13 protein-coding genes and 1 pseudogene are annotated in these 13,127 nt (G+C 55.0%); 8 read left to right on the top strand and 6 right to left on the bottom strand.

The window, feature by feature from the left end; all coding sequences use genetic code 11:
• Positions 1-21: 21 nt before the first annotated feature.
• Positions 22-1,758, bottom strand: a pseudogene (locus tag PS2015_RS03005) (PhoX family protein); the annotation flags it as partial.
• Positions 1,759-1,881 carry a hypothetical protein gene (locus PS2015_RS16010; protein ID WP_418054914.1) on the bottom strand — a complete coding sequence of 41 codons (123 nt, stop codon included), beginning with the start codon at positions 1,879-1,881 and terminating at the stop codon, positions 1,759-1,761.
• A gap of 128 nt (positions 1,882-2,009) precedes the next feature.
• Between PS2015_RS16010 and PS2015_RS03010 the strand changes: the two genes are divergently transcribed.
• On the top strand, positions 2,010-2,666 hold the full coding sequence (locus PS2015_RS03010) for a peroxiredoxin (RefSeq protein WP_058020826.1): 657 nt from the start codon (positions 2,010-2,012) through the stop codon (positions 2,664-2,666).
• Positions 2,667-2,810: 144 nt separating this feature from the next.
• Here PS2015_RS03010 and PS2015_RS03015 read toward each other — a convergent pair whose 3' ends face one another.
• The 3 genes from PS2015_RS03015 to PS2015_RS03025 all read right to left on the bottom strand — a co-directional run bounded on the left by PS2015_RS03015 (position 2,811) and on the right by PS2015_RS03025 (position 4,990).
• On the bottom strand, positions 2,811-3,809 hold the full coding sequence (locus PS2015_RS03015; RefSeq protein ID WP_058020827.1) for a hypothetical protein: 999 nt from the start codon (positions 3,807-3,809) through the stop codon (positions 2,811-2,813).
• On the bottom strand, positions 3,806-4,552 hold the full coding sequence (locus tag PS2015_RS03020; RefSeq protein ID WP_058020829.1) for a hypothetical protein: 747 nt from the start codon (positions 4,550-4,552) through the stop codon (positions 3,806-3,808). The genes PS2015_RS03015 and PS2015_RS03020 overlap by 4 nt, the downstream gene beginning before the upstream one ends.
• 72 nt (positions 4,553-4,624) lie before the next feature.
• On the bottom strand, positions 4,625-4,990 hold the full coding sequence (locus PS2015_RS03025; RefSeq protein WP_058020831.1) for a hypothetical protein: 366 nt from the start codon (positions 4,988-4,990) through the stop codon (positions 4,625-4,627).
• 141 nt (positions 4,991-5,131) lie between these two features.
• On the opposite strand from PS2015_RS03025, the gene PS2015_RS03030 reads away from it, so the two are divergent.
• Both PS2015_RS03030 and PS2015_RS03035 read left to right on the top strand, forming a co-directional pair.
• Positions 5,132-5,797, top strand: coding sequence for a putative 2OG-Fe(II) oxygenase (locus tag PS2015_RS03030; protein ID WP_058020833.1), 666 nt, complete (start codon positions 5,132-5,134; stop codon positions 5,795-5,797).
• Between the two features lie 68 nt (positions 5,798-5,865).
• Positions 5,866-6,927 carry a hypothetical protein gene (locus PS2015_RS03035; protein ID WP_058020835.1) on the top strand — a complete coding sequence of 354 codons (1,062 nt, stop codon included), beginning with the start codon at positions 5,866-5,868 and terminating at the stop codon, positions 6,925-6,927.
• A 2-nt stretch (positions 6,928-6,929) separates the two neighbouring features.
• Here the strand turns inward: PS2015_RS03035 and PS2015_RS03040 are convergent, their stop codons facing one another.
• Entirely contained in the window at positions 6,930-8,018 is a 1,089-nt protein-coding gene (locus tag PS2015_RS03040) for a PQQ-dependent sugar dehydrogenase (protein WP_058020837.1), read from the bottom strand.
• 69 nt (positions 8,019-8,087) lie between these two features.
• Between PS2015_RS03040 and PS2015_RS03045 the strand changes: the two genes are divergently transcribed.
• From PS2015_RS03045 to PS2015_RS03065, 5 genes are read left to right on the top strand one after another with little or no spacing between them, the layout of a single operon-like run.
• Positions 8,088-8,564 carry a hypothetical protein gene (locus PS2015_RS03045; RefSeq protein ID WP_058020839.1) on the top strand — a complete coding sequence of 159 codons (477 nt, stop codon included), beginning with the start codon at positions 8,088-8,090 and terminating at the stop codon, positions 8,562-8,564.
• 36 nt (positions 8,565-8,600) lie between these two features.
• A complete protein-coding gene (locus PS2015_RS03050) occupies positions 8,601-9,395 on the top strand; it encodes an SDR family NAD(P)-dependent oxidoreductase (protein ID WP_058020841.1) in 795 nt (264 codons plus the stop codon).
• A 16-nt stretch (positions 9,396-9,411) separates the two neighbouring features.
• On the top strand, positions 9,412-10,770 hold the full coding sequence (locus PS2015_RS03055) for a TldD/PmbA family protein (protein WP_058020843.1): 1,359 nt from the start codon (positions 9,412-9,414) through the stop codon (positions 10,768-10,770).
• Positions 10,770-12,035 (top strand): metallopeptidase TldD-related protein, encoded by a 1,266-nt coding sequence (locus tag PS2015_RS03060; RefSeq protein WP_058020845.1) that lies wholly within the window; start codon positions 10,770-10,772, stop codon positions 12,033-12,035. The genes PS2015_RS03055 and PS2015_RS03060 overlap by 1 nt, the downstream gene beginning before the upstream one ends.
• 37 nt (positions 12,036-12,072) lie before the next feature.
• Positions 12,073-13,080, top strand: a complete 1,008-nt coding sequence (locus PS2015_RS03065) for a virulence RhuM family protein/type II toxin-antitoxin system death-on-curing family toxin (RefSeq protein ID WP_058020847.1) — start codon at positions 12,073-12,075, stop codon at positions 13,078-13,080.
• Positions 13,081-13,127 lie beyond the last annotated feature (47 nt).

The following is a 13,127-nucleotide window of genomic DNA, read 5'->3' on the forward strand; positions in this document are numbered from 1 at the left end:
CGTTCATGATTTGGTGTCGTCTCAGCTGCCAACAACGCCCCCGTCAACGCGGCGGATCATCATGATTGTTGACCTGGGCCGACTGTCGCCGCCATTTGGGAAGTGAGATGGCAGGCCATCTTCCCCTGGATGCTGCACACCCACAAACAAAGTGCGCTGATCTGGACTGAAGGTGGCGCCAGTGAGTTCACATCCAATCGGGCCGGTGGCGAAACGGCGAATTTCGCCTGTCTGTGGATCAGCACACAATATCTGGTTGTTGCCCATGCCGGCGAAATCACCCGTGTTGGAGTAGTTGCCGTCAGTCTGAATCCACAGTCGTCCGTGGTCATCAAATGCCAATCCATCCGGGCTGTTAAACATATTGTCGGCGGTGATGTTGCGACTGCCGGCGTAAGGCGTACCGGCATGCACGGTTGGGTTGCCTGCCAGTACAAACAGATCCCACTGGAAGCTTTCGCTGGCATGGTCCTGACTGTCGGGCCACCAGCGAACAATCTGACCGTAGTGATTTTCGGCACGAGGATTGGGACCTCCGGCAGGCTGGTTGTCGTGAACCCCTCGGTTGCGATTGTTGGTCAGCGTGCATAGCACTGAGCCATTCTGAGGATGGACTGCGATCCATTCTGGTCGATCCATGGTCGTCCCGCCGACTTGAGTGGCGGCCAGTCTGGCAAAAATCAGCACCTCAGCCTGATCGGCAAATCCCGAACTCTGGTCCAGGCCATTCTGGCCGTGGGTCAGTGCCAGCCATTGGCCGCGTCCGTGCAACTCGCCAGGCTCTGCGTCAAAACGGGCGACATACAATGTACCTTCATCCAGCAGATTGCGATTGGCAGCCGGGTTGGCAGGGTCATAAGCACGGTTAGAGACAAATTTGTAGATATGCTCCCCGCGCGCATCATCGCCCATGTAGACAACCGCGCGCCCATCGTTTGTCAAAGCCAGTGCCGCATTCTCATGGCTGAAACGTCCCAGCGCAGTGCGCTTGACTGGCACCGAGTCGGGATCCAGTGGATCGAATTCAACAATCCAGCCAAAACGGTTGGCCTCCCTGGGGTGAAGCGACAGATCAAAACGTGCATCGTGGCGATACCACTGGCGTCCATACTCATCATCGGCATTTAGACCGTAGCGCTGCTGTGCAGCATCGGGGGTAAAATCACGGCTGGCGGCAAAATAGTCATTAGTGTTTTCTTCACAGGTCAGATAGGTGCCCCAGGGGGTTTTGCCATTGGCGCAGTTGCCAAAGGTGCCGAGGCATTGCAGTCCTTCAGGGTCATCGCTTGTCTGCAAATGCGCATGACCGGCCGCCGGGCCACTGAATTGCATGGCTGTGCGGGCTGTGATTCGGCGGTTCAGCGGAGCCTGCGGCTGGTACTGCCAAAAACCACCGGGCATATGCTGACGAATCTCCACAACAGATACGCCGTGTGCATATTGATCCTTGAGTACATCATCGACAGTCATGTCACTGCCGTCATGGGCGTGCAGGGTGTGCAGATTGCTGTATTCATTGTTTACGACCAGCAGAGCATGGTCCGCAGTGATGGGAAAAAAGCTCATGCCATCGTTATTGTCGCCCATCTGCAACAGTTGCGCGCTGGCGGGCTGCAGCGCACTGTCATCGTGATTCGGTGCGTCGGGCAGCAGCGGGTCGCCCCAGGAGATCAGGGGCTCGGCGATGTATCCAGCGGGAACTCTGAAGTCATCCATTGTGCTTGTCGGCACTGGCTGGAAGCCTAACAGAGGTGATGTCTAGTTGCCTGTCGCGGCACGGCAGGTGGTAGCACCGGCCATAAAAAGTCCGACACTCAGGCTGGATTTCAGAAATGCGCGGCGGTTAAGACCGTCTTGAATCAGCGTGTTAAAATCAGACATCGAAAAGCGCCTCATAGATTTTATATTACATAACGATCTAAATTTATATCTTTACGGATTAAGTAGCTGGTGGAATACTGGCACTGAACACGCAAGATACCTGACTAATTTAACGGAGGTACGACGAAATGTCCCTGAGAATTAATGATGTTGCCCCAAATTTCACAGCCGACTCAACAGCCGGTGAACTGACGCTGCATGACTGGATTGGCGATAGTTATGCGATACTGTTTTCTCACCCCAAAGATTTTACGCCAGTCTGCACAACTGAGTTCGGTGCCGTGGCCAGGCTGGCTCCTGAGTTCGCCAGGCGTAACACCAAAGTCATGGGTGTTTCGGTGGACACTGTAGAGGAGCACAAGAAGTGGAAGGCTGATATTGCCGCGGTTGCTGGAGCGCCGGCTGATTTTCCGATTATCGACGACACGTCCCTGGCGGTCTCAAAGCTGTACGACATGCTGCCGGCTGATGCCTATCTGCCAGACGGTCGCACTCCCGCAGACAGTGCCACCGTGCGTACCGTGTTTATTATTGGCCCGGATAAGAAAATCCGCCTGATGATGATTTATCCGATGTCGGTAGGCCGGAACTTTGCCGAGATCCTGCGTGCCCTGGATGCAGTGCAGGCGACCGACGGCGTGCCGATTGCGACGCCGGCTGACTGGGTGCCCGGTCAGGATGTGATTGTGGCGCTGAGTCTCAATGATGAGCAAGCCAAAGAGAAGTTTGGTGAGATCGATGTGAAGCTGCCTTACCTGCGCTACACCAGGGCGCCGCAGAAGTAAGACAATTCAGATGGCCAGCTCACAGGCCGGTGGACATTGATCTACCGGCCTTTTTTGTTGAGCGGGTCTGACTGACTACAAATTACGATACATCCGTGGTTGTATGTAAAACACACTGCCCGCTCCCGAAACTGGCAATCAAAGTCAGGGCAATGATTCATTTAGTTCCTGTAAGGTAAACGTGTCCATATCGACCTGTTTTGCCGCCAGCGACGTCAGCAGATGCGCCTGCAATTGAGCTTTATTTTCATCAACAAGATCTGACAGCTGAGACTCAAATTCGTCCCTGTTGAAGTGCTCATCAATGCCAATTATCACGGCGTCAGCCGCCAGCCAGGCACTGACGCCGCCAATGACTGCTCCCACGGCGCTGCCCACCGGACCAAACACAGCCCCGGCAGCAGCGCCAGCACCCGTGCCGCCCAGCACTGAGGTTCCGCCTTTGAGGGCTGCTTTGGCAGCGACTTTGGTGGCTACTTTCTTGGACAGGATTTTTGCCATGGCAAAGCCGCCCACCGAGGCTGTCGCCGTGGCGACCGGGACTGTGACCTGTGCTCTGGATGTGGCACTATCGATTGCAGTGCGTGTAATAGAGCCCAGCGATTCCAGTTGCAGGCCTTCGGGCAGTTCATTTTGAATCGCTTCAGTCAGAGCCGTCTGAAACACTGAGGCATAGGTGCTGTCCAGTATCGCTGAAGTTCGGTTCAGTCGTTCATCAAACCCGGCAAACATGATCTGCTGCATGCTGTCACCAATCTGACCGATAGCCGCTGATGCCAATTCAGTATATTCACCGCGAATGGAGTAGTGAAAATCAGCATAGTCACTGATACCGGCGTAGACCGGGGCATACAACTCAATTAACAGTTGATCAAGTGCCGCAGCACTGGCCTGGAAGGCCTGTTGGTTGGCTTGCCGGAAATAACGGCGCAAAGTGCCTGATTCGATCTCCGCTGGGGGTTCCGGACTGACGACTACTGCCGCGCCGAATTGAATTGTTTCACCGCCTGCAGGAGTCGGTTTCTGACTCTGCCATACACTCAGCAACAACAAACCGAGCGTGATGGCGATCATCGTGTAGATGCTGCCCCAGAAGAATACGGAGAATAGTGAATGGCTGGAGTTTGGCTGATCAGTCTTCATGTTGGCGTGTAAACCCTGTACAGCGCGGCGATTGCGGCGACGCCGCGAGCCAGTACAAAACAGATAGTGGCAGCGTAAATCACATAGACCAGCAAGAGCAGGGGATTGTTGCCCAGGTTGAGAAATAGCCACAATTTGGCGTTGTCCAGCGTCACAATCAGACTGAGTAGTTCCGTGACCCAGCCGCTGCGATCAGGCAAAGTTGTCAGCCCCTGCATCATGGCATCGTTAAAACCACTGCCACGCAAGTGACCAGGAACGGGTATCAGCGTCCAGGATACCCAGGTGTAAACAGGAAAGAAGAGAGTACCGGTGACCAGGGCACTCAGACTGGTCGCAAGTGCTGGCATAAACTGTGGCTGCACATGCCCGACCAGTTTGCTGCGCAGGCCGTCAAACACCCAGAATGTGCTTATACAAAGCGCGGTCAATGTCAGCCCTTCAGCCCAGTCAGCGGTCAGCGTTTTTGAAGCCAGCAAGACAACAGTTATCACAGTTACCAGGGTCGCTGACAGACAGGCCATGATGCGACCTCTCAGCCAACGATTAAGACCTGATACCGGGAGCAATATAGCGGATAGTTCTGCCTGGCGCCTGGTCAGTGCTGCCTTCAGGCTCCCCATGAAAATCATCAACATCAACGGGAGCAGCGCCAGGGCCGCCCAGTCAGATTGCGGATAAAGCATCTGCCACATAAACAGTGGCAGGACGAGCGCCAGAGAACATGCAAATGTAAGGGCCATGGGGTGGTCTCAAGATGCCAGATAGCATTCTGGCTGAGTCCACACTGAAAGCCAACTGTAACAGGACTTTAGTTACTGAGAGCGGGTCATGGTCCATTCGGCAGTGGTGCCCATGGCAGTGGCGGTGCCGGTGGCCTGATCGCCCTGGATGGTTGCGGACATTCGATAGACGACTCCCGAGTCGCCACGGGGCAGATCAAAGTTGATCGAGTTGCCATTGACCGTGCCATTTTCGATCGGCCAGACCTGGCCATCGCTCAGTTCAAACTGACCGATCAGGACAGTGCCGTCAGCAAACAGATCGACTTCCGCTGTTACCGCGCCGAACGGTCCGTTCATGACAAAGCTCCAAAAACCGTCAATCGAGCCCTGAGCGGACAAAGTTGACGGCAGTAACAGGGCGGTTGCGACAAGAAAAGCGATGAATCTGGATTTCATGAACATTACTCCGGTTTATTGTTTTTCAGGTATTGATTTCTACGGTGGATGGCAGCGCACGGTTCACGGGCTGTTCACATCAGGTACTTGCTGGTATAACAAGTGCCAGTCCATTCCGAAAGTGTCAGTTGAGGGAGCTCCATGGGCCAGATCATTCAAATGTTCAGCCATCCAGTGATTGCCATCGATGATTATCCAGATATCGATGCCATCGCCGATCAGTTTTATGGCAAAGCCATGGAGCTGATGGAGGAATTCCCCGACGCCGGCTTGATCAGTGATGCCTGGCACAGCGGTCAGCGCGCCCGCGGTGCGGATGATATCAGACGTTATGGCTTCACGTCTTTTCATAGCGTAAATCTCGCTCGCCGTGAAGATTTTGCGTTCATGAATCAGGTCGCTTTGCAGGTTTTTGCCCAGTATCTGCAAGTGGTGGGCAAGGCCGGGACCGGAATGCGTCTGGACAGTGCCTGGGCGTCGGTCTACGGCCGGGGACACTTTGTGCCCCAGCATACTCACCCGCTGTCGCACTTAAGTATGGTGTTCTATGCGGCGGCCACCGACGGGACGGGACAGCTGGTCTTCGATAATCCGGCTCGCGGGCACTTTCAGCACTTCTATCCCCCGGAGTTGTGCTGGATGCCTTACCGATATTCCATTCAGCCGAAAAAAGGGTTGTTTGTGGTGTTTCCCAGCTACCTGACGCACAACACCGAACCGCATGAAAGTGATGACTATCGGGTGATTTATTCCGCTAACGTACAACTGGACTTTGCACGGCTGACTGATGCGGATAAGCAGAGGTGATGGCTTACTGAAAAAACTTCTGTTATAAGTGGTAAAAAATAACAACAGAGATACTCAGGGAGCATCCTATGTTTACTGCAAGAAGTATCCGTAAGTCCGTCGCATACACCAGCCTGCTTGGCCTGATGTTTTTTACTCCAATTTCGGCGGTATCTGCACAAGGTGAAGAACGGGTCCTGCCCAGAACGCCAGATGGCAAACCCGATCTGCAGGGCTTGTGGACTAACGCCACGCAGACACCTCTGGAGCGACCGGCAGCGCTGGCTGATCAGGCTGTTCTGACCCCGGAACAGGCAAGCGAGCTGGAGTTTAACGCTCGCATGCGCATCGAGAATGCCAACCAGCCCAGTGATCCAAACCGACCTCCGCCCACTGATGGCAATACCGATCTGGGTTATAACAATTTCTGGGTGGACCGCGGTACCGGCGTGGCCATGATCAATGGGCAATATCGCACCTCACTGATTGTGGATCCGGCCAATGGACGCATTCCTTATGTGGAAGAGCCGCGTCCCCGCGGGCAGGCTGCCGAGTGGCGAGCCAGGCCGGGTGTGCAGGCCTATGACGGACCCGAGTTGCGCCCCCTGGGCGAGCGCTGCCTGCTGTCTTTTGGTTCCAGTTCCGGGCCACCCATGCTTCCGGTTATGTATAACAACAACTACCAGATCGTGCAGACTGATGATCACGTCATGATCCTGGTGGAGATGGTGCATGACGCCCGTATTATTCCTCTCAACCGGGATCACACGGCACATGATACGCAGACCTGGATGGGGCAGTCAGTGGGTCGCTGGGAGGGCGATACACTGGTGGTAGAGACCCGCCACTTTCATCCGCAGCAAACTTTCAGGGGGAGTTCGGAGAACTTGCGGGTCACAGAGCGCTTCTCTCTGGAGAGCCCTGACAAGATCATCTACAGCGTGACACTGGAGGATCCGACAGTGTTTGCCCAGCCCTGGACTGCTGAAATACCCATGAACCGTCGTCCTGCCGGGGATATGATGTATGAGTATGCCTGCCATGAAGGCAACTACGCTTTCTCGGGCATTCTGGCGGGGGCGCGCATGCTCGAGCAGTTGGAGGATCAGCGCGAAGTCGACGCGGCTCTTGAGGGTGAGGGCGGCAATTAACCTTACCGGGGCGTGATGCGCAGCATCGCGCCTTCGCTGCTGTCGGTCAGAATATAAATGGCTCCCTCGGGCCCGATGCGGACATCGCGTATGCGTTGGTTCAGTGACTGCAGCAAGCGTTCTTCGCTGATCACTCGTTCATCTTCTATGACCAGACGGTGCATGGCCTGACTGCCCAGGCCAGCCACCAGAATATTGCCGTTCCAGTCACTGAACAGTTCGCCACGATAGACGGCCAGGCCGCCCGGCGCGACGGCGGAGTGCCAGATATGTACAGGGTTCCTGACCCCAGGCAGTTCTGAGAAAGGGGTGACCCGCGCGCCACTGTAGTTGACGGCGTGCGCAACAATCGGCCAGCCGTAGTTTATGCCTGATTCCAGAATATTGAGTTCATCGCCTCCACGCGGGCCATGTTCGTGCTGCCAGATGCGATTGTCGATCGGGTCATAGGCCAGGCCCTGCACATTGCGGTGGCCATAGCTGAAAATGACCGGCTGTGCTGCCGCGCTGTTGTAGAATGGGTTGTCAGTTGGCGCCGAGCCATCGGCGTTCAGGCGAAACACGCTGCCCGTATGATTGGCGAGTCGCTGGGCATCCTCCCGATAGTCAAATCCATCGCCATAACTGACCAGCAGAGTGCCGTCGGGTAACCAGAGCATGCGTGCGCCGTAATGCACTGGTGTTGATCGCAGAGGCTGAGCGCGAAAAATTTCCTCGACACCTGTCAATGCGTTGCCCTGTAAGCGACCGCGGACGACCAGCAGCGAGTTGGCACTTGCCGTTCCCGCGGCCAATGACAGATATATCATGCCGCTGTCGGCGAAATCGGGTGCCGGGAGTACTTCAAACAATCCCGCCTGGCTATTGACGTAGGCCTGCGGAACGCCGCTGACGGCCTCTGGCAGCAGTGTGCCATTGTCGATTATGCGCAGCCGTCCGGCACGCTCGGTAACCAGCATGCGGCCATCTGGCAGAAAGGCCAGCGACCAGGGGTTCTCAAGCCCTTCAGCCACCGTGTCGACCTGCAAGTTATCGGCTCCGGCCGATGGTGCCAACGCCAGCAGTACCAGACAGACAAGCAGCTTTTTCATGACAATATCCGCGCAGCAGGAATTTAGGTACTATCCTAACAGAACATCAGCGAAGCGGGGATCAGTTGCATGCAACTCAGAATATTCGGCAGAACGTTGATTGCCTGGCTGTTGGCTGTGGTGACAGCAACGGTTCTTGGCTCTGTCGTGCAGACACAGTTCAATCTGCTCGCCATTGTGGATCTGGATGTGGCAGTGCCGCCTGGTTTATGGTTGTGGACGACTGTGCAGGACATTTTTAACTTTGGACTGGCGTATGGTCTGCTGGCGGGTATCGCGCTGGCAATCGGTTTTTTTGTGGCCGGTCAATTGATCCGGCGCCTGTCCTTGCCGCGAGAAGGCATGTTTGTACTCGCTGGCGCAGCGGCAGTTCTTGTGTTGCTGGTTACACTGAATGCTGTATTGCCGATGACACCGATCGCAGCAACACGCAATATGGCAGCGCTGGCGCTGATGGCATTGGCCGGAGCACCCGCGGGGTGGGTCTATGCCCGGTTTAAGCCGACAGCTCAGACATCCTCACCCAGTGCTTCCGGTTCAACATAAACTTTTTCTGCTTCTTCCTGACCTCTGGAGCGACTGATGCCAAATCGTCTTGCCCTCATCACCGGTGCCACCAGCGGTATTGGCGCTGCTTATGCCGACGCGTTTGCGCAGCGCGGCTATGATCTGCTGTTGACTGGGCGGCGTGAAAAGGAATTGAACGAACTGGTTGAGCGCCTGACGCAGCAATACTCAATTCAGGTCGAGCTTAAAATCGGTGACCTGTCTGATCCTGATGATTTGCTGGCGCTGGTAGACACAGTTTCGCAATTTCCGAGGTTGGATGCACTGGTCAATAATGCCGGTTATGCGGTGGACGGACGTCTGGGTGAGGTACCTTGGGAGAAGCATCGGGCTCTGCTGGATGTGCATGTCACCGCCACCACGCAACTGACCCATGCGGCACTGCCCAATCTGCTGACGGCACAGGGCATCCTGATCAATGTCGCCTCGGTGGCCAGCTGGATACCCACTGGCCAGAGCGTGCTGTATGGTCCGACCAAGGCCTATGTGAGAAGCTTTACGGAAAGTGTAGGGCTGGCCTATCGCCGTGAGGGTTTGAAAGCCCTGGCGCTGTGTCCCGGTTTTACTATCACGGATTTTCACTCGCGTATGGGGCTGAACCCGGAGACTTTTTACCAGACCCGCGGTTTTTTGCGGGCGTGGACGGCGGAACAGGTGGTCGCCCGGTCGTTCCGGGATATTGAAAAAGGTCGTCTGATTTCCGTGCAAGGCTGGAATTACCGGCTTATGGTGTTTATGGTGCGTCATCTGCCCATGCGGTTGCTGTTTGCAGCACTAGGGCGTTCAAAGTCGGCGCGATTTACCAAATAAATTTGAGGAGTATTGCATGTCATTCGTAAATTTCACCAATGCAGGTGAATACAATGAATTCCGCCAGCATGAGCTGCGCAAGCGCCGGCTGGTCATGATTGATGGCAGCCTGATGGCCAACGACAGCACGCACATGGTCGGGCAGTCAGCGCGTGTTTATCAAAACGGCTATTGGGGATTTGCATCGTCCAGCGAACCTGCGGGCGCCGATAAACTAGGCAACCTGGCGCTTTCTAATGCGCGTGCCATGCAGGTCTTTGGTGGTAACAGCCGGGCCTTGCCGACTGAAGGGTATCAGGGGGAACATCGGATTGCCTGCCGCCCCAACTGGTCTTCGGAGCAGATCATTGACTGGCTGAAAGCGGTGAACGACCTGGCACTATCGCGTTACGACAACCTTGCCTCGGTCAAGCTGGTGGCCATGGATGAGTTTCATGACAAGTCTGTGCAGAACAGCGTAGGTGCGCGTGTGTTTAACAATATTTCACGCGCGCTGACCTACATGATGCTGACTGTGAAAGATAAGGACGACAAGCCGGTGGAACTGATGCAGATTATCAGCGGCAAGGGCAGTTTTGGTGATCTGGACTTGTCCATGACATCCGTTGAACAACAACTGGATGAGTTGTATCAACACCTGATGGCCAAACGCGAAGCGGTGCATGCTAAAGGTGGTTTGCAGACCGTGGTGCTGGCGCCGGATCTGGCCGGCATTCTGGCGCATGAAGCCATGGGGCATCCCTGCGAAGCCGATATTGTGCTGGGCGGCGCGGTGACCGGCGACTTGCGTGGTCAGCGTATTGCCAGTGAGCTGGTGACCATGGTGGATTTTGCTAACAGCTACAATGGTGAAGAGCTACTGATGCCGGTGTATGCCGATGATGAAGGCACACCGTCACGTGATGTGACGCTGATCAAAAACGGCATGCTTACAGACTTCATGCACAGCCGCGAAACATCAACGCGTTTTGATGATCAGCCTACCGGCAACGCCCGCGCCTACGCACCGGATGATGAGCCGCTGATCCGCATGCGCAACACCGCCATTCTACCCGGCACCAGTCAGCTGGACGACATGATTGCGGACGTAGAAGACGGCTACTACCTGATGAAAACCGGCAACGGTCAGGCGGATACCACGACCGAATTCATGTTCGGCGTGAACCTGGGTTACGAGATCAAAAACGGCAAGCTGGGTCGGGCTATCAAGGACACCACGCTGTCCGGTTCAGCCATCAAAATGCTGCAGTCGGTAGATGCAGTATCCTCGGATATGAGCTGGGAAAACTCAGGCTATTGCGGCAAGAAACAACCGATGGTGGTGTCCATGGGTGGACCGGCGCTGCGCGCCAAAGCACAACTGGGAGGTGAATAATGCAGACACAGGCCAAAAACATTCTGCAGGCATTGCTGGATGCCGGATTCGAGGACGGACGTGTCAGTATTTCCGTAACAGATGTCAATGAGCTTAACATCGCCCATAACCATGTCAGCCTGATGCGCACCACACAGAGCCAGGCGCTGTCGCTGATGGCTATCAAGGATCAGCGCCGGGTAACGGCATCGGTATCCAGTCTGGATGATGCTGCCGTGCAGCGAACCATTGCCGACATGCAGCGCGATGTAAAGGCGTCACCTCAGGATGCCGCCTATGCTGTGGCGCCGGATCAGCAGGGCGAATTCACGAAAGGGCCGCAGGCGGCTGATCGCGAAGCCATCGCAGCGTGCGCCAAAAGTCTGCTTGATGCGCGCGGCAAGCAGTACCCCAACTTTGTAATTGAAGAATGTACGGTCAAGCATGCGCTGCAGAAAACCTTCATCGTCACCAGTCGTAATACCGCGCTGATGTCGTCGCTGGGCAGCTACAGCATGATGATCATGGGTTCCAGCAAGGATGAACATGGCAGCAGCTCATTCACCTATACCGGTGGTGACCTGGATGCCTTGCCAGAGCAGCCGCTGGACGTATTGGATATCGGTGCCATGATGGCCAATAGTGTGCAGGAAACGCGCACAGAAATGATTCCAGCCAAATTCATCGGGGACGTGATTCTGACGCCGATGGCCGTGATGGATCTGATTGGCTGGCTGACCGATCAATTGGGTGACGTGGCGCTGCTGAGTCAGGCATCGGTGTATCAGAAGTCGGTGGGTGAGATGATTGCAGCCCCGACGTTGACCCTGCGCAATAATCCCCAGGGTGCCGGTCAGTCGCCCATCAACGGCGAAGGTTTTATCGTGCAGCCGGTGACCGTGATCGACGCGGGTCGTCTTCAGTGTCAGCTGCCCAGTTACTACGGTAGTCGTAAATTGAAGCTCCCGCATACGCCTGCCGGTGGTGCCTGGCGCATGGATGCCGGTGACGTCAGCCGGGCTGATATGCAGGCCAGCGTTGAACGCGGGGCGCTGGTCGGACGCCTCTCCATGGGCAGCCCGGCACCCAATGGCGATTTTTCCGGTGTCATCAAAAACAGCTTCCTGCTGGAGAATGGTCAGCGCACCAAGGCGCTGTCCGAGACCATGATCACCGGTAATGTCGCACAGATGTTGCTGGATATTGCGGCCATCAGCCAGGAGGTCTCGGACTTTGGGGGTTATCAGTTACCATGGTTGAAGATCAGCGGCTTGCGCTTTAGTTAATTAAGATCAATCACTGTCCAGGGAAGAGGATTGACAGATGGCTGAGCAGCAGATTCGGATTTACACATCAAAAGATGGCCAGGCGCAGCTTGAGGTGGCGCTGGAGCAGGATACTGTGTGGTTGAGTCAGGCGCAGATGGCGGAGTTGTTTGGTACTTCGCCCGAAAACGTGTTGATGCATATCAAAAACATTTTCTCGGATGAGGAGCTAGTGGATTTCGCAACTACTAAGGAATTCTTAGTAGTTCGCCAGGAAGGCAAGCGTCAGGTTCAGCGTCGAATCAAACATTACAATCTTGATGTAATCATTTCAGTAGGTTATCGAGTCAGCTCAAGGCGAGCAACACGATTCCGCCAGTGGGCCACTCGTGTACTGAAAGATCATCTAGTTCAAGGTTATACACTCAATCAGCGCCGTCTGGCGGAACGTGGGATTGAGTTCAATCAGGCGGTTGATCTTCTTGGTCGCACGCTTATTAACCAAGGTCTGGTTTCCGACGAAAGTCAGGCAGTCGCCAGCGTAATCAGTGATTATGCGCGCTCATGGAGCTTGCTACAGGGCTATGATGAACAGCAACTGGGCACTATCGATGTCAAACAGCCTGGTATGCTGGCGCTAAGGCTGGATGAAGCCTTGAATGCCATTGCTGCGCTCAAGCAAAGCCTCATTGCTAAAGGTGAGGCAACTGAGTTGTTCGGCCAGTTAAGAGGTGAAGGTCTGACATCGGCCTTGGCTACTATAGAGCAGGGTTTTGGAGAGGAGTTGTTCTACCCGAATGTAGCCAGCCGCGCAGCTCACCTGCTGTACTTTGTGATCAAAAATCATCCCCTGGCTGATGGCAACAAACGCTGCGGTTCGTTTTTATTCCTGTGGTATCTGCGCAGGAATGCTTCCTTGTTAGCCAAGCCGGTTGAACAGTTGATCAATGATAATACCTTGGTGGCCCTGGCTCTGCTGGTTGCGGAAAGTATTCCCGATCAGAAAGACTTGATGATCCGATTGATTGAGCATTTTATTTTGCTGAGAGAAGCCTCTGATTTGTAGTGACTCTCTGGATGCTGCTTGTCATAGTATGTGATCAACACAATTTT

Source organism: Pseudohongiella spirulinae (assembly GCF_001444425.1).
Lineage (GTDB): Bacteria > Pseudomonadota > Gammaproteobacteria > Pseudomonadales > Pseudohongiellaceae > Pseudohongiella > Pseudohongiella spirulinae.

Excerpts from the sequence above, each read along its gene's own strand:
- PS2015_RS16010 (WP_418054914.1), bottom strand. The coding sequence starts at position 1,881 with ATGTCTGATTTTAACACGCTGATTCAAGACGGTCTTAACCGCCGCGCA.
- PS2015_RS03010 (WP_058020826.1), top strand. The coding sequence starts at position 2,010 with ATGTCCCTGAGAATTAATGATGTTGCCCCAAATTTCACAGCCGACTCA.
- PS2015_RS03015 (WP_058020827.1), bottom strand. The coding sequence starts at position 3,809 with ATGAAGACTGATCAGCCAAACTCCAGCCATTCACTATTCTCCGTATTC.
- PS2015_RS03060 (WP_058020845.1), top strand. The coding sequence starts at position 10,770 with ATGCAGACACAGGCCAAAAACATTCTGCAGGCATTGCTGGATGCCGGA.
- PS2015_RS03030 (WP_058020833.1), top strand. The coding sequence starts at position 5,132 with ATGGGCCAGATCATTCAAATGTTCAGCCATCCAGTGATTGCCATCGAT.
- PS2015_RS03050 (WP_058020841.1), top strand. The coding sequence starts at position 8,601 with ATGCCAAATCGTCTTGCCCTCATCACCGGTGCCACCAGCGGTATTGGC.
- PS2015_RS03040 (WP_058020837.1), bottom strand. The coding sequence starts at position 8,018 with ATGAAAAAGCTGCTTGTCTGTCTGGTACTGCTGGCGTTGGCACCATCG.
- PS2015_RS03025 (WP_058020831.1), bottom strand. The coding sequence starts at position 4,990 with ATGAAATCCAGATTCATCGCTTTTCTTGTCGCAACCGCCCTGTTACTG.
- PS2015_RS03065 (WP_058020847.1), top strand. The coding sequence starts at position 12,073 with ATGGCTGAGCAGCAGATTCGGATTTACACATCAAAAGATGGCCAGGCG.
- PS2015_RS03055 (WP_058020843.1), top strand. The coding sequence starts at position 9,412 with ATGTCATTCGTAAATTTCACCAATGCAGGTGAATACAATGAATTCCGC.
- PS2015_RS03035 (WP_058020835.1), top strand. The coding sequence starts at position 5,866 with ATGTTTACTGCAAGAAGTATCCGTAAGTCCGTCGCATACACCAGCCTG.
- PS2015_RS03020 (WP_058020829.1), bottom strand. The coding sequence starts at position 4,552 with ATGGCCCTTACATTTGCATGTTCTCTGGCGCTCGTCCTGCCACTGTTT.
- PS2015_RS03045 (WP_058020839.1), top strand. The coding sequence starts at position 8,088 with ATGCAACTCAGAATATTCGGCAGAACGTTGATTGCCTGGCTGTTGGCT.